Origin of the sequence: Microbispora catharanthi (assembly GCF_006334915.2) — a bacterium.
GTDB classification, from domain to species: domain Bacteria; phylum Actinomycetota; class Actinomycetes; order Streptosporangiales; family Streptosporangiaceae; genus Microbispora; species Microbispora catharanthi.
Genome location: NZ_VDMA02000004.1, coordinates 275,100 through 296,214, shown reverse-complemented (window position 1 = coordinate 296,214; position 21,115 = coordinate 275,100). Strand labels below are relative to the sequence as shown.

General features: G+C 65.5%; 16 protein-coding genes and 1 pseudogene. 13 read left to right on the top strand and 4 right to left on the bottom strand.

Going from position 1 to position 21,115, the window contains the following annotated elements; genetic code table 11:
* Nucleotides 1-2: 2 nt before the first annotated feature.
* Complete coding sequence (locus FH610_RS09605; protein WP_139573945.1) at nucleotides 3-1,100, top strand: hypothetical protein; 1,098 nt, start codon at nucleotides 3-5, stop codon at nucleotides 1,098-1,100.
* 68 nt (nucleotides 1,101-1,168) lie between these two features.
* On the opposite strand, the gene FH610_RS09600 is transcribed toward FH610_RS09605, so the two are convergent.
* On the bottom strand, nucleotides 1,169-1,705 hold the full coding sequence (locus tag FH610_RS09600; protein WP_276607644.1) for an NUDIX hydrolase: 537 nt from the start codon (nucleotides 1,703-1,705) through the stop codon (nucleotides 1,169-1,171).
* Between the two features lie 94 nt (nucleotides 1,706-1,799).
* Here FH610_RS09600 and FH610_RS09595 point away from each other — a divergent pair, with 94 nt between their 5' ends.
* Together FH610_RS09595 and FH610_RS09590 are read left to right on the top strand one after the other, a co-directional pair.
* Nucleotides 1,800-2,138: a helix-turn-helix domain-containing protein gene (locus FH610_RS09595; protein ID WP_139573941.1), complete on the top strand. Its 339-nt coding sequence runs from the start codon at nucleotides 1,800-1,802 to the stop codon at nucleotides 2,136-2,138.
* Entirely contained in the window at nucleotides 2,051-2,683 is a 633-nt protein-coding gene (locus FH610_RS09590) for a transposase (RefSeq protein ID WP_205825652.1), read from the top strand. The genes FH610_RS09595 and FH610_RS09590 overlap by 88 nt, the downstream gene beginning before the upstream one ends.
* Before the next feature lie 646 nt (nucleotides 2,684-3,329).
* Here the strand turns inward: FH610_RS09590 and FH610_RS09580 are convergent.
* Together FH610_RS09580 and FH610_RS09575 are read right to left on the bottom strand one after the other, a co-directional pair.
* Entirely contained in the window at nucleotides 3,330-3,872 is a 543-nt protein-coding gene (locus FH610_RS09580) for a hypothetical protein (RefSeq protein ID WP_139573940.1), read from the bottom strand.
* Nucleotides 3,808-4,113 (bottom strand): HAD hydrolase-like protein, encoded by a 306-nt coding sequence (locus FH610_RS09575; RefSeq protein ID WP_139574134.1) that lies wholly within the window; start codon nucleotides 4,111-4,113, stop codon nucleotides 3,808-3,810. Before FH610_RS09575 ends, FH610_RS09580 begins: the two co-directional genes overlap by 65 nt.
* 36 nt (nucleotides 4,114-4,149) lie before the next feature.
* Between FH610_RS09575 and FH610_RS44315 the strand changes: the two are divergent.
* From FH610_RS44315 to FH610_RS09545, 6 genes and pseudogenes are all read left to right on the top strand, one after another.
* Nucleotides 4,150-4,360 (top strand): annotated as a pseudogene (locus FH610_RS44315) (transposase); the annotation flags it as partial.
* A gap of 222 nt (nucleotides 4,361-4,582) precedes the next feature.
* Nucleotides 4,583-5,341 (top strand): hypothetical protein, encoded by a 759-nt coding sequence (locus tag FH610_RS09565; protein ID WP_139573939.1) that lies wholly within the window; start codon nucleotides 4,583-4,585, stop codon nucleotides 5,339-5,341.
* Nucleotides 5,342-5,365: 24 nt separating this feature from the next.
* Nucleotides 5,366-6,973 carry a 3'-5' exonuclease gene (locus FH610_RS09560; RefSeq protein ID WP_139573937.1) on the top strand — a complete coding sequence of 536 codons (1,608 nt, stop codon included), beginning with the start codon at nucleotides 5,366-5,368 and terminating at the stop codon, nucleotides 6,971-6,973.
* Nucleotide 6,974: 1 nt separating this feature from the next.
* On the top strand, nucleotides 6,975-10,781 hold the full coding sequence (locus FH610_RS09555) for a protein kinase domain-containing protein (protein ID WP_139573935.1): 3,807 nt from the start codon (nucleotides 6,975-6,977) through the stop codon (nucleotides 10,779-10,781).
* Nucleotides 10,778-12,424, top strand: a complete 1,647-nt coding sequence (mads7, locus tag FH610_RS09550; RefSeq protein WP_139573933.1) for a methylation-associated defense system protein MAD7 — start codon at nucleotides 10,778-10,780, stop codon at nucleotides 12,422-12,424. Before FH610_RS09555 ends, mads7 begins: the two co-directional genes overlap by 4 nt.
* Nucleotides 12,417-17,318 carry a helicase HerA domain-containing protein gene (locus tag FH610_RS09545; protein ID WP_139573932.1) on the top strand — a complete coding sequence of 1,634 codons (4,902 nt, stop codon included), beginning with the start codon at nucleotides 12,417-12,419 and terminating at the stop codon, nucleotides 17,316-17,318. Before mads7 ends, FH610_RS09545 begins: the two co-directional genes overlap by 8 nt.
* 42 nt (nucleotides 17,319-17,360) lie before the next feature.
* On the opposite strand, the gene FH610_RS43595 is transcribed toward FH610_RS09545, so the two are convergent.
* On the bottom strand, nucleotides 17,361-17,612 hold the full coding sequence (locus FH610_RS43595; protein ID WP_205825651.1) for a hypothetical protein: 252 nt from the start codon (nucleotides 17,610-17,612) through the stop codon (nucleotides 17,361-17,363).
* A gap of 545 nt (nucleotides 17,613-18,157) precedes the next feature.
* Between FH610_RS43595 and FH610_RS45840 the strand changes: the two genes are divergently transcribed.
* The 4 genes from FH610_RS45840 to FH610_RS09525 all read left to right on the top strand — a co-directional run bounded on the left by FH610_RS45840 (nucleotide 18,158) and on the right by FH610_RS09525 (nucleotide 21,112).
* Nucleotides 18,158-18,436 (top strand): NUDIX domain-containing protein, encoded by a 279-nt coding sequence (locus FH610_RS45840; RefSeq protein WP_476703413.1) that lies wholly within the window; start codon nucleotides 18,158-18,160, stop codon nucleotides 18,434-18,436.
* The gene (locus tag FH610_RS45835; RefSeq protein WP_205825649.1) at nucleotides 18,358-18,651 is read left to right on the top strand and encodes an NUDIX hydrolase; all 294 of its coding nucleotides are present in this window, start codon (nucleotides 18,358-18,360) and stop codon (nucleotides 18,649-18,651) included. The genes FH610_RS45840 and FH610_RS45835 overlap by 79 nt, the downstream gene beginning before the upstream one ends.
* 1,068 nt (nucleotides 18,652-19,719) lie before the next feature.
* Entirely contained in the window at nucleotides 19,720-20,454 is a 735-nt protein-coding gene (locus FH610_RS09530; RefSeq protein ID WP_139573930.1) for a hypothetical protein, read from the top strand.
* Nucleotides 20,455-20,542: 88 nt separating this feature from the next.
* On the top strand, nucleotides 20,543-21,112 hold the full coding sequence (locus FH610_RS09525) for an SAF domain-containing protein (protein WP_205825648.1): 570 nt from the start codon (nucleotides 20,543-20,545) through the stop codon (nucleotides 21,110-21,112).
* The last annotated feature ends 3 nt before the right edge of the window (nucleotides 21,113-21,115 follow it).

Sequence of the window (21,115 nt, the reverse complement as noted above, 5' to 3'; positions counted from 1 at the left end):
CGATGATCCCCGCGATAGCCAGCCGGATCCCGCTTGTCCGCCGGCCCAAGGCGGCCGGGTTACCCCTGGCCGAACGCCTCAGCCACCTCACCGAGCTGACCGTCGAGCCCGCCAATGCGAGCCACCGCGATATGGTGGCCCGCGCCAGCGGGGTCCTCAACTACGCCGCGCTGATCGCCTCCGACGTCGGGATGCCGGACCTGGCCGCGCAGCTGTGCTGGAGGCAGCACCAGGTCTTCGCCGAAGCGGGCAACCTCACCGGGGACATCGCCGTGATGGCACTCATGCCTCTGGTGAACATCGCCCGGCTGCTGATCCGCGAAGGTGACGGCGAAGGCGCCTACGACCTGCTCACGCGGCTGTACCGCGCTGCTCAGCAGCGCGGCACAGCCGAGATCCGCAACCACAACGTGGATCTGTCGGTGCTGATCGACACAGAGGCGGACCACCGAAAGGTCTGCGAGGAGCTGTGGGTCACGGCGCTCATCGACGGCGCCAGGGCCTTGGCGCGGATCGGCCGCTGGACCGAGGCCGCCGAAGCCATGGCCGCGCATCGCGGCGTCGGCAATCGCCTCCTCGACGGCCGTCAAATCATGATCATGTCACTGATGGAACGCGGCCTCGACGAGCAGGCTCGCGCCACGATCGAATCCACCGTCCCCGCGGAACCATGGGAGAACGCCATCGCGGCCCTCCTGCGCATCTGCTGCCGCCCAGCGACGTCACCAGCGCCGCAGCCGGAGTTGGAGCATGCCCTGCAGGAGGCACTCGCTCTGATCGCCCCGCCCGACCCCGCGACCGCGGCGTTCCAGGCCCGAGTCGGACTGACCGCACTCGACCTGGCCCACGACCGGACCAGCCCCTGCCCCGCCCTTCTGCGGGACGCCGTCGTGGACGTGGCCATCCTCGACGCCTACGCCGCCCGCGACGTCCTGAACCACCACCCGGTCTGCTCCCGCCTGGCCAGTGAGCAAAGACAGAAACTCCACGACGTACTGACCGCGTCAGGGCTCGGTGCCGGGAAGCTCTCACCTGCCCACATGCACGCTCTCACCACAGCCGTGGACACGGCCGAAGTGACACTCCGCGGGCTTCTGTGACTCGCTCACGGTCTTCGTAGTAACTGCAAAGGCGTGACGTGAGCGGCCTCCAGCCAGAGCCGCTCTGGTCAGCGGCCCGTACCTTCTCGGGTACGGGCCAGATGCCTGGCGTACTCGCGGATCCGTGGTCTGTCCTCGGGAAAGGCGCCCTCCCAGTCGTGGTGCAACGGGACCCAGGCGGCCGGCTGGTGACTCTCACTGCTTAGCGGGAGCGACCCGTTGAGCACTGCGGCATACGCAAGGCCGAGCGTGGGCGCCCAATCAGAACGATAGGACCGCACGAAAACCGCCGTGGGGACGTCCGACAGGTCGCCGACGATGCCGGTTTCCTCATGCAGCTCACGGCGTGCGGCGTCCCGTGGGGCTTCTCCCTGCTCGACCTTTCCGCCGGGCGCCACCCAGCCTCTCCAGCGGTGCTTGACGAGCAGAACACGTTCAAGGGCCTCGTCGAACACCCAGACCTCAGCCGCGATCGGCTCGATAGCGCTGCGGCTGCCCAGCAGCTCTTCCAGCCAGGCCCGCGCGTCGTCGAACTCCGCCTCGGCGCGGTACGTGTCAGTCACAGCCGCACGCAGTGTGTGCTGGTCAGGGTCAGCCAGAATCACCGGCATAGGCTACTGACCGAAGAGCACCTCGCGGGAGGAACACAAGGAACGCGGGGACCGGACCGACGACGAAGGAAGCGCCTACAGGCGTCCGATGACGACCTACTCGTCCGCGCTGTCCTCGATATGTTCAGCCACGACCATCTCATTGAGCGCGATCGTGGGGATCATCGCGAATCGAGGCGGCCGTATGGTGCGGCGTTGTCACTGGTTGGTCTGCGTTGGAGTCAGGTTCCATATCGGCTATACCGTCCAGGGGGTGTGGTACCTGCTGCGGCGTAACGGCTGGTCGTGCCAGCGCCCCGCCCGGCGGGCGATAGAGCGTGACGAGGCCGCGATCGAGGTGTGGAAGGAGGTCTGGCCGCAGGTGGAAGATCCGCGGCGGCCACAGGCGCCTGGATCTGCTTCGAAGACGAAGCCGGTCAAGGGCTGAGGCCGCCTCGCGCACGTACCTGGGGCCGGCGCGGGCACACCCCAGTGATCCACGTCCGCGGGCGCGGCAGTGGGCGGGTGAACATCGCCGCACTGGTCTGCTACAAACCCGGCGAACGCTCCCGACTGATCTACCGCCTGCACATCTACCACGGCCGAAAGGGCGAGCCCAAGACCTTCGGCTGGATGGACTACCGCGACCTGATCCTGTCCGCCCACGCCCAGCTCGCAGCACCGATCGTGCTGATCTGGGACAACCTCAACCTGCACCTGGTGCCTGGGATGAAGACCTTCGCCGCCGAGCACGCCGACTGGCTCACCATCGTCCAGTTCCCCGCCTACGCCCCCGACCTCAACCCCACCGAAGGCATCTGGTCCCTGCTCAAACGCGGTGCCCCAGCCAACCTCGCCGCCGCCGACCTGCCCCAGCTCGTCCGCGTCATCAAGCGCGCGCTGAAGAAGATCCAGTACAGGCCCCACCTCATCGACGGATGCCTCCCACCTACCGGCCTGACCATGAGAACGGGAGTCGACATCACGAATTAAAGATCAGTAACCCGGCTGATGCTCTGCCCGCGCCGCCTGACGAAGCGGATTTCGATTCCACCGAGGAGTTCACCGAGGCCGAGGATGCCTACTGAGAGCAGCACGACGCAGTCGTCTACCACCCCCAGCATTCGACCGGGCTGCTGTACCTGTGTCATCTCGGCTGCGCACTGCGGGAGGCTTTAGTGGTCAGCGGCCCGGCGAGAGGCCAGATGTGGGCGGACAACACCGCTGACGACGATGGATTCCAACCGCTCTGCGACAACGAGCAGAAGACCAGGTCTCACGCGGCGTCCGCTGAGGTTCCGACCCGATCCCGGGTGGCTCCCCTCATCGGCGTAAACGCACCGACCGAGATCGAGTGTTGAAAGCTCCGCGCCAGCTGACCATCCGCTTTCAGGCGGAACAATCACCCTGCTCCCCCACGGGAGACCGAGGTCAGAGGGCGGTGGACGGCTGCCGCCGGCTGCCCACGGTGGCCTACGTTGCTGTCACCGCTGCTGTCATTGCGAGCCGCCGCGCCGCTCTCGTCGCTCTCCTGCAAGATCTCGCTTGCCTGGATTACGTCCGTGACCACGTGGCCAGCACCGGGCCCGAGTGCCTCGAGCGATCCAGATTGCCTGAAGACCTGCGGCGTATCCGTCAGCTACCGGGTAGTGGCGGCGGTGAGATTGTCACCCGTCGCGTAGAGACGAGCCACAAGACGATGAGAGGTCTCGATTAATCGTAGGGCTGCCGCATAAGGCAAGTACATGACTTGAGAAGGATGCGACAGGCGGTTCCTCAGATTTCGGCCATAATCAAGCAGATCGTCCGGTTCACGTTCCAGCAACCCCAACGAGACAGCACGCTGAAAGAGGTCTCCCCATGCCAGAGGCTTGCCGTGCCTATTGGAGACGGACTCGCCGCTTGCCTCGATTCGTTGCCGTAGGGCCGCTTCTACCGCATGAAGTGCTGAGAGGACACCATCCATCAGCAGCTCACGGCCAGCCAGGCTGCATAGTACGGCGATGCGACTCTTCTGGAGAAGGCTGAGGATGTTGTCCGGTGTGGTTGGCGCCACCGGCCAAGTAGCTATCACCTCCTGTAGCACAGTTTGATTAATACGTCTCGGAGAACCCTCGTCATCGACCCCGTAGCACATGCCATTGGTAACGGGGTCCCTGCGCAGTACAACGAACTCGTCCACATGAACAGTGTGATTCAGCAAGCGCGTCGAAATCATCTGCTTTCAGCAGGGTGCCGAAGCGTCCTCCCGCATCTCCCTCAATGGCCTGCAGTACATCGCCGACTACGTGGTCGGCCTGGTGGTCGACACCGAGTGACGTGCCTCGGTCGATCCAGATCGTACGGAGACCCACGGCGCGCCCGCCGGCTATGTCGGCGGTGGGGTTGTCACCGATCACCCATCCGCCCTCGGAGAGGGTCATGCCGCAACGCTTGGCCGCGATCTCGAACAGACCAGCCTCAGAAGGCGGACCGACGTGGTCGGCATCTTCCCCAACCGGGAGGCGATCATCCGGCTGGTCGGTGCGGTGCTGGCCGAGTAGAACGACGAATGGACCGAGCAGCGCCGCTACGGGCTTGGAGATCCTGGCTGAGTGTCGTAAGAAGACCGACTCAGAGAACGGGACAAACGGTACTAAAGTGAACATTGAGGCGATTGCTTCTCAATAGTCCACCGGATTACGGGTGGCCTTCTCAAGGCCACCTCCCCGGACGTGGCCTTGACCAGTCGCGGTCGGCGGCGCAAACGGCGGTCAACCAGCGCGCGCCTTCAGTGTAACGACTCGGCGGGATAACGCGATCCCCGTGGTGGCACGGTGCATGCAATCACCAACACCAGCAGCACTCGGCTCTCCTCGCCGAAGTCTGGGAAAGTCTGGTAAAGTCTGGAATATGCAGGAAGCGCCACAGCCGTTGGACATTGACGAGCTGCTACGTCAGCTGGCCGCGTTGACCAAGACACCCGCCCTTGACCAGCAGGCCGCCGAGCGGGTGGGCGCAGCACTCGACGCGGCCGCTCAGTCCGTGCGCCGAGCCACGACCGGCACGGCGAGCTCTGCCGCCACACCGGCGCGCCAGCAGGCGGTGGACGCATTGAGCGAGTTGGGGGTACCGGCGAATCCCGCGCTGATCGCCGAGTTCTGCCGCGCATACTTCGGCTCCGAACTTGCGCCGCGGGCATTGGCCAGTATTCGTCGGGACGAGCTGCGCGCCTATCGGGCGAAAAGCAGCACCCGGTCGATGTGGGTGGTTCCAGCCCTCACCACCCAGCTCATGCCGGCGCGCGGTTATCTGGCGTTGTCGTCCTGGCCCGCGTGGTTGCGGATCCACGGCACCCGGTCCGCCCGGGTCGACGTGCTCCGAGTGCTACTAGTGCTGCTCGACAGGCTGGCCGGGTTGCGGGCGGCCAGCAGCGAAGTGTTGCGGTCGAGTCGCGAACAGCAACGGGCCCAGATTTCCGATCTGGTGATGAAGCTGGGCATTGGGGTGCCTGGCCTGAACCACGGCATCGACCCGGCGACCGCCCGCGAGGCCATTCAGGACGAACTGGACCAACTCGCGCCCAAGGACCGCGCGGAAAGGGACGCTGCCGCCGCCGTTCTGTCCACTTTGGACGAGGAGCAGCGGCTTTTCGGACGAACCGATCAGTAGGTAGCGACATGGGAAGGCTTCTTGATGTTCAGGATCGATCCGGTGTTCACGGAGGCTGCGGCCGCGGTGTCCGGTCGCGAGGGCACCGTGCTGCTGGTCGCGGACGGACCTGACCGACCCGATCTGCTGCTCATCGATCGCATGGCCGGGCTGTACGCCATCGACCTCGACCCGAACGGGACGTCGTCGGATGACCGGCAGCCCTGGGTCTCGATCAACCGGAAACGCGCGGAGTTACGCGAGTCGCTCACCGGTCTCGGCCCACCCGCGGTCGGCGCGGCGGTGGTACTCGGCGCTGCGGCAGGACGGCTACTCGACCCGGACCAGCCGCATGCCAAGCGGATCGTGTTGTCCCGCCAGGACCTCACCGATCCGGCCTGGCCGGATCACTTGCCTCGGCGGCCGATCCCGGACGCCGAGTTCACCGCCATCGTCGACCGCCTCGCACCGTCTGTGGTGTTCAGCAAGTCCGGGCGCACCGGCGCCACCGACCCGGGGGCGGCGGACCGGGCCGCAGCCCGGTTCCAACTGGACACCTCGCAGGCCGTGACCGCGCTGGCGCCGATCTCCGACGTGGCCGTGGCGACCGGGCCGCCGGGCAGCGGGAAAACGTTGCTGCTCGCCGCCCGGGCACGGGAACTGCGCCGGGTTCATCCGGACTGGGAGATCGCCGTGCTGGTGTACAACCGTGCGCTGGTGCCGTATGTGACGCGACTGGTGAACGACCCGTCGGTGCTGGTGACCACAGTCGGCAAGTTCGCCCACCGGCTTGGTTTCCGGATGGATCTCAATGGCGGCGACGGCGCTTCCAAGGATCTGACCAAGGCCAGGGCACGCGGGATTCCGCAGGCCTTCGACGCATTGCTTGTCGACGAGTTACAGGATTTCGACCCGGCTTGGCTACAGTTCGCGCTCGACACCGTCCGGCCCGGCCGTGGGGGCGCGTTGCTCGTCGGTGACCAGGCGCAGGGGCTGTACCGAGACGTCGATCTGCCCTCGGCGCTAACTGGCCGCGACGTCGTCCGCCACACGCTGGCTCGGCCGTACCGCAGCACGAAACAAGTGCTGCGCGCCGCAAGCGTACTGACCGGGCAACATGTGGCCGGGATCGACGGTGCGCCGGACGGGCAACCGGTCGATCTGATTTGGGCGGACTCAAAGAACGCGCAACTCGACTGCGTCGTTTGGGAAATCGCCGCTCTGCTCGCCGACGGACGGCGGCAGCCAGGCGAGATCGCCGTCCTGCTCACGCAATGGCGCGGCCTTACAAAATTGCGTGCCGCGTTGACCTCGGCCAATATTCCGTTCCAAGTGTTCGACCGGAACGACCCGTCCGGATTCGACTCCAGCACGTCGACGGTGAAGGTAATCACCGTGCATTCCGGGAAGGGGTACGAGTTCCCGATAGTGTTCCTGGTCGGGCTGGAAACCTTACCGGCGGGGATCGACGAGCCGACCAGGCAACGCGAACGTGTCGGGTTCGTCGGCGCCACCCGCGCCGCGGACCAGTTGCTTATCACTTACACGAAGTCCACGGCCCACGTCGACCGACTGGCGGCCCTGAGCCCCGACGTCCGGCGCTGGACCTGGCCGGATGACTACAAGATAAACAATCACAAAGAGGTGAAGTGACGTGGCGCGGCTGCACGTGCTCAGCGACTGGCACGGCCCAGGCGAAGAAAAGACGGCCCGCCTGCTCGCGGCCGAGCTACCGGACGACTGGGACGTCATCGCCGGCCGCCAGATCCCGACGCACACCGACCCGGTCGATTTGGACCTGATCGTGGTCGGCGTCAACGGCATCTACGTTTGCGAGGAGAAATCCTGGGGCCCACACGTGGTCGCGGGCGAAGTAGCATGGTACGTCAACGGCGAGCAACGGTCCGATCCCGTCGGCCAGGTGGCGCACGCGGCCCGGGTGCTGGCCGGCCGACTGCGCGCGAAGGTCGGCGGGTGGGCTGCGGCGCAGGCCAACTTGCCCCGCGGGGTTCGCCCGGTCACCGGCCATGTGGTCATGTCTCACTCGTCGATCGACCTGTCCGGGACCGGCGATCTCGGCGAGGACAAGGTGGTCACGCTGGACGCTGCGGCTGCCATGCTGACCGCCCGGGACGCCGCCCTGCCGGACACGATGTCCGCACTGCGTCCGAAAGCGATGAGCTACCTGCTCGGTCTCGGTCCGCGAAACCCGGCCGAGGCCCCGAAGCAGATAATGCAGTACAAAGTCGCCGGACTACTTGGGACCGATGGCAACGCCCGGGTCTACGCCGGTAGCAACCCAGCGGGCGAACTGGTGTTCCTGCACTGCGTTTCAGTGGCCAACGCCACTGACCGGCCCGCTGCGGAACTGCTCGCCAAACGCGAGCATGACGCGCTTACGTTGTTGGCCAAGGAAGATCGTACCTGGCATGTACGCGACTGGTTCGACTGGGAGGGATACCGGGTCACCCCGATCGTGCCTGACCTGAGTGGCATCAGTCTGTGGAAGCTCAGCGGTGACCGTCCGACACCGACCGATCAGGAAAACCGGATTCCGCCGGAAATCGCCAAACCCGTCGTGCACGACGCGTTCGCGGCGTTGACCTCGGTGCACGCCAAGGAGATCATGCATCGAGCCCTCCGGCCCCGGTACATCGAGATCACCGGCGACGACCGGGTCCGCTTCCGCGACTTCAGCCGGGCGCGGATCCCCAGCGTGGAAACCATCGCCCCCAGCTTGTTCGACGACCATCCGTCGACGCCGTTTCGCGCCCCGGGCGCCACCATGGAATTCTTCGGCACCAAAGATGACGTCTACAGCCTGGCGCTGTCCCTGGTGCTGTGGATACACGGCGACCAGGACGAGACGCCGGACCACGACCAGGCCAGGGAACGCGCGGCGGCCTATCCGGAGATAGGTGAACTGATGGTCCGCTGTCTCGCGCCGGACTACAACGACCGACCGGAAGCCGCGGAAGTGGCCTCAGCGACCGCGCCGGACAAGGCGACGGCATTAGCGATCACCGAGGACGCGTCGACACCGATAGCAGGCCAGCTGGTAGCCGACAGATACCGGCTGAAGCACCAACTCGGCGAGGGCGCATGGGCCGTCACCTGGCTCGCCACCGACGAACAGCTACAGGGTGAGCTGCGCACGCTCAAATACCTGAAACCGGATCGCGTGTCATGGGCACAGGCATTCGACGAATATCAAAACACCGACACGCTGCGCAGCCGGTTCTGCGCCCGGGTGTACGATCTGCGCCCCGAACCAGAACCGGGCGTGCTGGTCCAGGAATACGTACCGGGCACTACGCTCAAAGAACTCGTCACGCGCGAAACCCCGACCGGGGACGAGTTCCGGCGTATCGCGCTGGACGTGCTTGCTGGCCTCGGCGACGCGCACCAGCAGGGCCTGTACCACAGGGACGTCAGCCCCGCCAACATCATCGTGCGGGACGATGGCGCCGCCCGGCTGATCGACTTCGGGCTGGCCGCACACGTCGACGACGCCCATTCCGCGGTCGGCTCGCCACCATTCACCGCGCCGGAGGTGTGGGAGCGCCGCGCTTGGTCCCCCGCCGCCGACCTGTATGCCGCCGCCGCGTCGATCCTGCACGCAATGCTCGGCCGCTACCCCTATGCCAGTACCGATCTGTCAGGCCGCAGGACGTTGGTGCCGCCGTCCGATGAGGACCGGCTACGGTTCGGCGGCGCCTTTTTGGACGCGCTCTACCAGGGCGTGTCGTACGACCCGGCTGACCGACCGCAGAGCGCCGCAGATTTCGCGCGACTGCTCACCGAGCCGGGCACTCCGTCCACTACGGACAAACGCAAGGTGAATCCCACGGTGGCCGCACTGCGTGGGCTGTACCGGGAAAGCGGCATCGGCAACGCCGGAAACCGCGGCCTGGACGACGTTTTCGCGCACGACACTTACGCGAAAACCCGGCTGGACACCGAACTGCTGCCAGCAATACTCAACAAGAAGCTCGACGTCGTGGTGCTGAGCGGTAACCCCGGTGACGGCAAGACCTCGTTCCTTGTCAAGGTGGGTGACGCACTGGACGCTCGGCAGGCGGAAAAGGTACACGAAGACAAGGCCGGCTGGGTCAAACGGCTCGACGGCCACACGTTCGTCGCAGTCTACGACGCCTCGGAGTCCAACGGCGCGCTGTCCTCCGACGAGATGCTGTATCGGGCGCTCGACTTAGCCGACGGCGAGGACCGGAACCGGTGCACGGTGCTGATCGCCGCGAACGACGGCCGAGTCACCCAGTTCTTCACTGAAAACGAAGACCTGTACCCGGACGTCGCTGCGGAACTGTCCAAGCAACGCCGAGGCGACGCATCCCCGGACTCCCGGGTGGTACTCGTCGACCTCAAGCAACGGGCGTTGGCGATGCCGAAAAAGGCCGACGCAAACGGCGAAGCGCCTGATCTTGCGGCAGCTATTCTCGATCTGTTCACCACCGACTTCCGCTGGTCGGACTGCGCCGACTGCGTGTCTCGAGACGTCTGCCCGATTCTCCGCAACGCCACGGATCTACGAGCACCGGCCACCAAGGCGGCGGTCATGGAGCTCGTACTCACCAGCCACCTGCGCCGCCGTCGGCGGGCGACCGTGCGGGACGTCCGGTCCGCATTCGCCTGGCTGATCACTGGCGACCTGTCCTGCGACGAAGTCCACTCGGAACGCGAGGCGGACGAAAACCCGGCCACCGACGCCCGGTTACTGCCTGGTCTGACCTTCGCCGGCGCCAGCAGCGACAACCTGCTCCAGGAATGGGCCGAACTCGACCCGGCCGGACTCCCAGCGCCCGGCGCCATCCGAGCCGCGAGAGCCAGAGAAGACCTCATCCCCGACCTGCACACTATCCTCGATGCGGATATACGTCGACTCAAGCGGGCATTGTTCCTCGGCCAGTGGGGCACTGTATCCGGACGGTTGGAGGTGCGTAGTTACCGGCATCTCGGTGAATACCTCGGTGCCCTGGACACGCCAGAGCAAGCGCTGCCACGGTTCCTCGCCGGACTGTCCAGAGTGCTGGGCTTCGTCGGCTACGACGGCGTCCGCCTCGCATTGCGGGACCAGATGTACGACGCGCCGGCGGTACGCGCCATCGTGGTAATTAAGGAATTGGATTCGACCGAGTTCGCGCTGGCCGCAAGCGGAGCACGCTCCCGCTACATCGAGTCGTTCCCCGACCTGTTGGTGCTGCGACATTCCTCCGGCGCGGAACTCCGGATCACCTTGGACACCGCGGAGTTGCTGCTGCGCGCCGCCGACGGGGAGATCCTCGGTGACCTGGCTTCGGAGGCGATCCGCCAGGAGGTCACTGCGTTCGGCAACCGGCTGCGTCGGGAACCAGCACACGCGGTACGGATCATCGACGGCTCCGGCCGTTCGCTGCGGGCAAAGGCCATCGGCGGCCAGATCGTGCGGGAGGACGCGCCATGACCATCAAACTGACCAAGGCGATGAGCACCTATCTGTACCGGCCGCTGACGATTTTCAGCACACTGGACACGGATGTGGACCGCGTGCTGCCCCATCTGTTCGAGGCGTGTGTCAAGGGCGGCCGATCGGCCAGGTTCTTGACCAACGAACGGGACTACGCCGGCTATCGGGACCGGCTGCTCAACAGCGAGCACATGACTGGCTTCAATTCACCGGACGCCCGGGAGCTGATGGACGGCTGGCTGCGCTCCTGCATCGTCGACATGGGCACTGTCGGCAAGGCGCACAATGACGAACAGATGTTGTCGGTTGCTCCCCTCACCCTGGCGGCCTATCGGGCGGGCGTACCCCGGACACGAACCCGGCACCGCTATATCGACGACTTCGCCTATCAACTTCTACGCACCCAGGTAGCCCGCCGAACAGCGGGCAACCCGACCGGTGAACTCCGCAGGCTCATCGCGGAGCATATTGGCCATGGTCTGGGGATCGGACACGAGCCGAAATGGCAACCCGAGCTGATCGACCCGAGCAGGCTGGACATCAGCGCACTCCTCGAGTTTCGTTTCCTCGAAGGATTCGAGATGGGCGATGCGCGGGAATTTAAGCAAGAATCGCAAGTGCCGAACCCGCTTCCCGGCGTAACGGAGCGTCTGGGGGAAATGCTTCTCGCACACCTCCTTGCCTATGCCAACCGGTTGCCGACAGCTGCGTTAATGTCCACCTTTGCCGGGCTACTCGCCCTCGGTGTCTTCACTCTCACACTTCGGGTTAACGCGGCGGGACGAGAACTGTTGCGCACCGGTACCCCACCTGCGGACATGGTTGAGGACCGCCCGAAGTCGCCGATCGAACTGTACTGCGACTTCACCGGCGGAATAAACGACGATTCGGACAGGCTGTCCCGGTTGTGTGTGGAGCGCGATCTCAATCAGATTAGGCTCACTTTCCGCGACCGCATGACTCTCATGATCGTCGAGTTGGCGATTCAGCGGATCCCGGACGAGCGAGAGCGACGTGAAGCGCTTTCCGACCCAGATAAATTGGCCCAACTTGCGGAACTACGCGAACACGACGTCACAGAAATGTTTGCGATGAGCCAACTCTACGACATCGCGGCAATCAACCAGCGCAGCGCTGAACACATCACGGAAGATGAAGCCGACTTCCTAGACAGAACACAACACTCCGATAAAAGCGAACTTAACAAACTGCTAGACGTTCTTGAGTTTGTCAACCAAGATCGCGCAACGGCAAACGCGGTAGGCTGGTTCAGATCGGTCGGCGGGCTGCGTAAGCCGTACGGAATTCTCACCGGGTCGTCCAATAGCCGCCGGTCGTGGCGATACGCGCCGACAGACGAACTACTGCAGATTCTGCTGATGACGGTGTTCGTCCGGCCCGATATGTCGGTCCGGCCGACCATATCGCTCAAGGACCTGTTGCGGGAGCTTCGCGACCGATTCGGCATTCTCGTTGACTCGCCTCCGGCGTTTCTGGACGGCGCGGAGGCACGCGCCGCCGCGGCGGCCAACCTGGCGGCATTCAAGCGCAGGCTGCAACTGCTCGGATGCTTCGACAGCTTGTCCGACGACTTTTCCGAACAGATCGTTCGCCACCCACTGGGGGATCGTGATGCCTGAGCCGACCGACACCACGCTGCCGGATCTGGTCATCGACCGGATCGCAACCACACTGACCAAGCGGATCGGTCGCCACGAACCCGGCCACTGTGTCCGGGTGGACAACCTACGCCACGCCGACGCCGAGCGCCTTGCCGACGCGGTGCGTCGAGCCCTCGCGCCCGGCAAGGCTGACATACACGTCCTGGTCGATGCCCGCGCCCAGGCCGACGACGAGTTGCTGATCCCGACCGAGCGCGCGGTAGAACTACGCAACCGCAAGGAGCGTCAACTGGTACTGATGGTCCCAGTGGGCGCCGGCGTTGCGGCCAGTTCGCTGGACAACAGCTTCGAGCGCCAGGATGTCGTCGAGCTGCTGCGTACAGCCAGTGCCAGGATGGTTGGCGAACTGCCAGACAACGATATTCGGGTCGGAGTGGACAAGGTCGCCAGCGTACTCGGCAGGAACCGGCCGGCCGAGGCCTGGGCTCGCTATGTTGCCGCAGTCACAGCCGAACCGACCTGGCACACCATTGGCGCATCGTTGCCGATGGTCGGCCTCATCCCGGATCTCGGCGGCCCAGACCTCGTAGACCGGCTCGCCCGCAATAGTGAGTGCGTCAAGGCCATCTCCCGGCCGGCCAGAGCGGTGTCCTCGGTGTCCGACCGGCTCAACAATGCCCGGCTGAAGGATGGTCCGGTACGCGTTGACCTTGCCACGTTCCTGTCCGGCTCGTACCGAGATCTGTCCAATCCCGCCGAGTGGACCGAAGAGCTGGCCGCCGTGCCCGGCCTCGACTTCAGTCAATGGCCGCTGACCGAACCGGAAACCGTTGCGGTGGATCAGGTTCGGGTCGACCCGTTCCTCCGGGAGAACGGCGCGGTGGTGAAAAGCTCGCGGCTCAAGCAAGACAACCCTGGCGACCTGCCCTATACCGAGGCAGGCGAAGAGTCCCCTGCCGTGGTGCGAGTGACGTGGAAGACCATCCCGGCTAAGAGCGACGCGATCTACCGGTGGCTGGTCGAGGTGCTCCCACCGGAGGACCTGCGCGACGGGGACGACACCGGGCCGAAGGCCAAGGTGACCGTTGCCGGTTCCCGGCGTACTGCCACCGTCGAGATCAAGCTCAACGAGTCCGACCTCGAACAGGGCTCACTGTTCGTGGTGCGCGTGACCGGGCTAGACACAGCAGGCCAGCCGGTGTTGCTGCAGGGAAGGGAGGGTGAGCTCGCTCAGGACGAGAGCCAGCAGTTCACCGTACGCTGGGAGGCCGACCTGATCACCGGGGAGACCCGGCGTGCCTCGGCGTGGGCGCTCGCGCTCGGCAGGCTGGACGCGGTTCTCGCCGGGCAGAACGACCTGACCGAGGACGCCTACAGCCTGGACGACACGCATACCGCGGTGTCGCTACGCCTCGGTGGCCGGCGCACGGTACTGCTCGGCGTCAGCCCGGTGCTGGTCAACCTGCAACACCAGTTGTTCAAGGACGGCAGCACAGCCACCGCGTTTCGCGCCAACGGACGCATGGGTGTGGTGCTACAGGCCGAAGACACGGAGCCCGTCGAAGACCCGTTGCCGACAGCACTGTCAAAACAACGCAAAGAGATCCACGCACTACTCGGCGCGCATCAAGCCCGTTGGCTCGTGGAGTCGCTCGACTGGACCGAGGAGCTCCTGGACAAGGTCCGGTCCTACTGCCAGAGCTACAAGAACGCGCTCGATCGCGCGGCGACTGACGCGACGTATCGGGGCGCGTTGCTGGCGATGGACACGCTGACACTGGACATTACGATCGCCGGCGGCCGGCCGATCCGGGCGGTCGTCGTGCTGCCGTTCCATCCGCTCCGGCTGACCTGGCTGGCCGAATATGACAAGGCGATCACCGGCTGGGCAAAAGAACTGGCGGACATCGAACCGAACAAGGCGAGACGGCGCGCGATGGTGGACGCCGACCTGGTACGCCGGGTGACCCCGGCCAACCTGCCGTTCGCCGTGCCCCACTCGACCTCCGGTGACATCTTCGTGCACGCCAGGGAGGCAACGGTCGGCACCGGGATCTACCTCGCCCCCGACGAACAGGAACCGGGCATCGCCATCCAGGCGGTGTTCGACGTGCTTGGCATGGACTGGCGGGACGTCGCCACTGACGTGCCGCCCGCGATGGTCGCCGAGCGCATTGAGCACTACAGGGAGACCCACTCGAAGCCGGACGCGGTCCGGCTTCTGGCGATCAACCCCGGCTCCGGCGAACTGCTGGCCCAGGCGCTGCGCCAAGCGGTACTGACCGACCGGGCCGCGGACTTCGACGCCACCAGACTAGCCGGACGCGCAGAAGTCACCGCCTACAGCACCCGGCCTGGCAATACCGATCCGCTGCCCGCGCTGACCGACCTGCAGCGGGCCGTCGGCGGATACCGGGTAGGGAGCGGACGATCGTACTTGAAGCCGCCGCTCGGGCTGAGCGTGCGGCCGTTCGGCCGACTGGCCAAGGACGACACGCCGGCGCATATAAGCGTGGTCAACGACCTGGCCGTGGTCGAGGCAGGTGGCGGCTCGACCACCCCGGCCGGCACCACGTCGTTCCGCAACCTGCTGACCCCGACCAGCAACCGGACGGTAGACACCCCGGACGGCCCGCATTGGGAAACCATGCCAGCGGTACAACTCCGGGAATACCGGGGCGAAAAGCGGCGAGACGGTGCGGCGGACGCGGTCGACGCGCACCGGGCACACCAGGCCGCACTCGCTGCGGCTCATGGACTGGCGACGGAAAACGGCATTGCGTTACGCGTCTCGCTCGGCGAGCCGGAACGCCGGGCGCTGACCGCGGCGCATGATCGGGCCGACTGGGTCATGACGATCGACCGCAACCTCGGACCGGAACTGTATTCGTCGAGCCCGAAGAAAAACCAGCCGTACATCTTGGACTACGCGCCCGATTTCCTGGAAGGAATCGGGCCTCGGCTAACCGTTACCACGAAACACCAGGCCGAGATCGAACGCCTGCTTGCCACCGCGATGCGCGGCCTGGGATTCGCCGACGATACCCAGTCGGTGCGCGGCACCCTGCGGGCCATGCAACTCGTGTCCGGGCGGTTGGCGCTGCGTCTCATCGGTCAGTCGGACCTGGCCGCCGAGGCGGTGAGCCTCGCGGCGTTGGTGTCCTGGTTGGAGAGCCGGGGCGATCTGAAGGACACGATCGTCGTACCGGTCGACATGCACCAGGAAATGTTCGGCATAACGCGCAAGAAATCGCAGGAGAAGGAGTCACCGGAGGAAAAGGCACGGTTCTGCGACCTGATTCTGGTCCGCGCCACCCGGCAGGCAATCAGGTTCGAGTGCGTCGAGGTAAAGCCGCTGAAGGAAGACACGTCGCCAGATCAACTCGCCGAGAACATCGTCGACAGCCTCAATGCCACGGTGACCATGTTGGAGGACGGTTTCCTCGGCAACGACCAACCCCGTCTGGATGCCGACCTGCAGCGGGCCCGGCTGGCGGGAATCCTGCGCTACCACGCGAACCGGGCCTTCGAAGCGGATCTGCTCAGTGCCGAGCGGCTGGCCGCAGCAGAACGCCAGTTCGCCCGGATCGAGGACGGCACTCGCCCAGAGATCTCTAAACAGGGATACGTGGTCAGCCTGGCCGGCGAGCCGGACCTGCCGAGCGAGCATCGCGGGATATCGATCGAGGCATTGACCGCTCCGAAACTGCGCACAGCAGGCATCGCCACGTTGACACCGAGCCGGGCCCCGGTGTCCACCGTGGACCTTACGAAACCCGTTGCCCAGCTGGCCGTGGACACCCCGTCCGAGCCGGTCCTGGCTACCCCGCAATCAGAGCCAGCATCCACCACGGAAACACCGGCGACACAGTCGGTTAAGAAACGGCCCGATGAGGTGCGGGTAGTGCTCGGGAAGGACGCGAACTCCGCCGATCTAACGTGGCGGATCAGCACGTCGGGCAGTCCGCATATGTTCGTTCTCGGCATTCCTGGGCAGGGCAAGTCGGTGACCACCCGGCGTATTCTCAACTCGTTCGCCGAACAAGGTTTGCCAGCGCTGGTCATCGATTTCCACGGCGACATGGCGGCCGACCCCGCGGCCGACGCAACGGTCGTCGACGCGGGCGACGGGCTGGACTTCTCCCCATTCGAGCTCCGGACCGACGTCAGCCACGAGAAATATAATCAGACGGCGTGGGAGCTGGCCGAGGTCGTCGGCTATGTGAGCGCGCTGGGGGAGATCCAACGGAACGTGGTCTACGAGGTTCTCCGCGAGCTGTACCAGCGACACGGCTTCGGTTCGGCCAACGGCCCGACGGGGCTGCCGACTATGGCTGAGTTCGCCAAGCTCCTGGAACAGAAGGAAAGTGCCGGGCACGGCCGCAACGTCGCGGCGCGAACTCGCCCGCTGAGCGAGTTCGGCCTGTTCCGGGACAACGCGGGCGAGGGTCGGTTCGGCGAATTGCTCACCGGTGGTGTGGTGCTCGACGTGCATACGCTGATGGAACAGGTACAGCTGGCCGCCGCCGCGTTCGTGCTGCGCAAGGTCTATCGGGAGATGTTCCACTGGGGAAAGACGAGTGAGCTGCGCCTGGCCGTGGTGCTGGACGAGGCGCACCGGCTGGCCAAGGACGTCACTCTGCCGAAGATCATGAAGGAAGGCCGCAAATACGGCGTCGCCGTGGTGGTGGCCAGTCAGGGAGTGGACGACTTCCACAAGGACGTGCTCGGCAACGCCGGCACTAAGGTGGCGTTCCGCTGCAACTACCCGCAAAGCAAGACAGTCGCCGGTTTCCTGCGCGGCCGAGCCGGCCAGGACATGGCCCAGGCCTTGGAAAAACTGTCCGTCGGCCAAGCTTACGTCTCGACCCCCGACTCCCCCGAAGCCAAGAAGGTCTTCATGGCCCGATGATCTGTCGGGTAGCCCGACGCGGGACCTCGCTGACCGCGGCCTTCAGGCGGTTCGAAGCGGCGACGGTCTCGGCGAGAACTCGTCGCGGTCGGCCACCAGGGGGCGCGAGGGGAGTTTGCTGACACCGATCTCGATCACCGTCCGTAGGAGGACGGGCCAGCCACGGCCGGATCGGTGTCGGCGACGAGCTTGGCACAGCACCTGCCGCACCGACGCTTCCAGCGGACTGTCCTCGCCGATGACCGTCTCGTACCCGTCCGGGAGCAGGTCGCGCTCGCGGTACCACTCCCGCATCTGGTCTGGGGTGAACTCCGACCGCTGGGGGCGGCTGTCATGCCGCCGGAGTGTCTCGGGAAAGGACACGTCCAGGTAGAAGAAGGCGTGGTCCCGGCGTGGTCACGGCGTAGGGACTGCAGCATCGCCCCGTACCGGCTGGCGGTGAGGATGCCTTGGAGCAGGACGTGATACCCGTGATCAAGAGAGTACCGGACGATCGTGTCGATGAGGCCGATGTTCACACCGCCATGTACGTCCCGCTCCCGCAGCAGCTCCCGCCGTACGACGTCTTGACCGACCAAAGCCAGGCCACGGCCATAGGCGGCCCGCACGGCCCGGGCGACGCTAGTCTTCCCAGAGCCGGAGTTCCCGCGGAGAACGATCAAACGGGTATCGAGAGAGCCGGTACGCACCGGCTCAGGGTACGAACAGTCCGTGGGTGACCCGCCGTCTTTCCTGCCTGGCCGGTGACGTCCCGCCCAGTGGTGTACGAGCTGCCTGCGCGTGAGGTTTGGACATATACCGGCGCCAGGCCGTGCGCGGCTCATAGTGTCGGAGCCGCAATGAGCGACTCCGCGTCATACCTGGCCTTCGTCGCCTCCGTACCCCGCCTTCGTGCTACGGCAGGCGCATTGCTCCGAGACAACGAGGGGCGGGTGCTTGTCGTGCACCCGGTCTACAAGGACGGATGGGACATCCCCGGCGGGATGGTCGAGGCAGGGGAGTCCCCGTCAGTGCCCTGCTCCGTGAGCTGCAGGAGGAGTTGGGCATCGCGCCGCCGATGGTTCAGCTCGCATGTGTCGACTGGGTGCCACCGGCACCGCCCTGGGACGCCGGGCTGATGTTCGTCTTCAATGCAGGCGTGCTCACTGACTCCCAAATTGCAGGGCTCCGCCTGCAGCCCGAGGAACTCGACGAATACGTATTCGCTCCTCCCACTGACCTGAACAAGCTCTTGCCGCCAGGCCTGGCGCGGAGGATGAACGCGGCCATCGTGGCGGCAGACGCCGGCCAGACCGCTTACCTGGAGGACGGCCTCATCCGCCTGCTCCCGTAGCCGGATCCAGGCGCGGGCTCGTAGGTTAACGCCGCCGTCGCGGTCGGCAAGCGCCACAGCCAGTACGTCGTGGGCCAGCGGGCGCAGTAAGTAGCCGCTGCGGACAGCGATGGCCGGACTGTTGGCAAGTCGGTAGCTGCACTCATGGCGGTTTATGCCTTGCCGCTCTCAAGGCTGCAGTTCGCGACGTTCGCGGAACTCCTGATCCCATTTAGGGCGCTATACAGAACAAGCACCCATTAGGGGGGGGAATTACTTAGTTTCCGACGATTTGGGCTCGACTCTCGCGCCGCAAGAAGACAACCGCCATAAGGGTTTAGCCGTCTTGATAAATCGCTGGTAATGATTGAATGACCAGACCGTTAGGCGCCGCACTTGGGCCACTACTCTAATCTGGCGACTGCTTGTAGTGGACCAATTTCTATGGTGAAGGTGCTGGCCGGTGAGGGTTGTTTCGCGATGCCCAAAACGAGCCTTGCCCTTGGTGGCGATGTTCGTCGTCACAGCAAGCGCCCTGGCCGCCTGCCAGTCCGGCGGCACCGCTCCAGAACCAATGCGTACCATGACGCCGCCCTCGCCCACCCCGACGGCCACCACGAGCGAGGAGGCCGTTCTTGCCGCATACCGCGACCTCTACCCCGCCGGCCAACGCGCCGAGCGGGCTTACCCAGCAGAGCGCAAGGCGATCCTTGAACAGGTAGCCACTCAGCCTCTCCTGAGCCGGATGTTGCGAGGAATCGCCGCGCTCCGCGCCACGCACCGTGTGACATGGGGAAATCCCGAACATCACCCGTTCGACGTACGGATCGATAGAGATCGCGCCACCCTCCACGACTGCCAAGACGCCCGGAAAGGCGGTCAGGCAGACGATCGGACAGGCAAACGCCTCACGCATGGAACGAGTCGCATTCATCTTGTCGCCACCCTCGCGAAGGGGACGGATGGCGCATGGCGAGTGTCAAAGGTAGAGCAGGTGAAAGAGCCTTGTTCGCCTACGGAATGACTTATGTCCTTGTCGCCGGACTTGCCATTTCCCCACTCGGAGACGGGGACGGAGATGGCGTCGGTGTGTCGAGCGACTACACGGGCTACATCATTTCGGCCAAGCGTCTGCCCCGTCCCGGGTCAGCGACTCCCGCTGGCAAGGGATCGAAGGTCAGATGTACTTACCAGCCGTGGTTCGCTGACGGGCGGGAGAACGGTGGTCTGGAGTTCGTCGATCCCGGCAGCAACCTGAGCAGCGAGCCGACCGGCAAGGGCGCCTACTACCTGGTCGAGTGCTCCGATGGCTATCGAGACGTTGTCTGGATCAAGAAACGACGTGATGCGGTAACCCCTGAGCAGCTCGCTCGTCGCGCGTACAAATTGATCCCGATCGCGCCGCCGACAGTGCTCACCGCTCCGCCACGCGGACAGAACGGGCTGGTCGGGCTCCCGCAGTGGTTCTTCCTAGCCGACGGGCAGTGGGCGCCCAAGTCAAAGAGGCTGCACATGGGCACCGTCTGGGCCGCGGCCACCGCCACTCCCGAGCGGATGACCATCAGTACCGGCGACGGCGAGACGCTCACCTGCGACGGGCCTGGAGCCGCGTACGACACCACTCGGCCTGCCGAGCAGCAGAGCTCCACCTGTTCGCACACGTACCAGCATCCGGCAAGTGCCTACCGGGCGACCGTGTCAGTGACCTGGAGCGGCACCTGGCGCGGCTCGGGTGGCACAGGCGGCACGCTGCCGCCCATCACGAAGTCCGTCACCTTCCCGATCCGCGTCATCGAAGCTCAGGCGCTCGTCACGAAGGGATAGCCGTATGCTCCAGCGCTCCATGCCGAGCAGGGAAGCGGGCCGGGCCAATACACCCGTGCGCCCGCTACCGAGCAGGCGCAGTCCGGTGATGCTTGCGGTGAGCGTCGCGCTGACCGCTCTCGGCGCGCTGATCTCCTGGCAGGTGTACGGCATCGCTGGGCACCGGACGCCGGTTCTCGTCATGGCGCGCGACGTTCCCATCGGCGAGCAGTTGCAAGCACAGGACCTTCGGACGGTCGCGCTCGGCCTGGACTCGGGAGTACGGGCCGTGGAGGCCACCGACAAGAGCGCGGTCATCGGCAGACGCGCCGCTGTGGACCTGAAGGCCGGCAGCCTGCTGGCACCCGCGCACCTGACCGGGACACTCGTTCCGGCACCAGGACAGGTCGTCGTGCCGGTGGCGCTCAAGCCCAGCCAACTGCCTGCCAGAGGAATCCAGCCCGGTGATCGAGTCGTGGCCGCCGCCGTGGTGCCCGCCATCTCGAACGGGCAGGGCGCCCCGGCTGATCACCAGGCTCGGGTCGACCGTGTCGGCGAGCCCGACGCTGACGGGCTCATCGTGGTCGACCTCGTCGTCCCGGCCGGCGAGGGCAGTGCACTGGCACGTCAGGCCGCAGACGGGAAGATCGCGCTCATCCTCCAGTCGCGGGCGAGGTGAACA

Coding starts and splice junctions, on each gene's coding strand:
- FH610_RS09605 (WP_139573945.1), top strand. CDS start 3: ATGATCCCCGCGATAGCCAGCCGGATCCCGCTTGTCCGCCGGCCCAAG.
- FH610_RS09595 (WP_139573941.1), top strand. CDS start 1,800: ATGACGACCTACTCGTCCGCGCTGTCCTCGATATGTTCAGCCACGACC.
- FH610_RS09575 (WP_139574134.1), bottom strand. CDS start 4,113: ATGACCCTCTCCGAGGGCGGATGGGTGATCGGTGACAACCCCACCGCC.
- FH610_RS09565 (WP_139573939.1), top strand. CDS start 4,583: ATGCAGGAAGCGCCACAGCCGTTGGACATTGACGAGCTGCTACGTCAG.
- FH610_RS09560 (WP_139573937.1), top strand. CDS start 5,366: ATGTTCAGGATCGATCCGGTGTTCACGGAGGCTGCGGCCGCGGTGTCC.
- mads7 (WP_139573933.1), top strand. CDS start 10,778: ATGACCATCAAACTGACCAAGGCGATGAGCACCTATCTGTACCGGCCG.
- FH610_RS09545 (WP_139573932.1), top strand. CDS start 12,417: ATGCCTGAGCCGACCGACACCACGCTGCCGGATCTGGTCATCGACCGG.
- FH610_RS43595 (WP_205825651.1), bottom strand. CDS start 17,612: ATGCGGGAGTGGTACCGCGAGCGCGACCTGCTCCCGGACGGGTACGAG.
- FH610_RS45840 (WP_476703413.1), top strand. CDS start 18,158: ATGAGCGACTCCGCGTCATACCTGGCCTTCGTCGCCTCCGTACCCCGC.
- FH610_RS09525 (WP_205825648.1), top strand. CDS start 20,543: ATGCTTGCGGTGAGCGTCGCGCTGACCGCTCTCGGCGCGCTGATCTCC.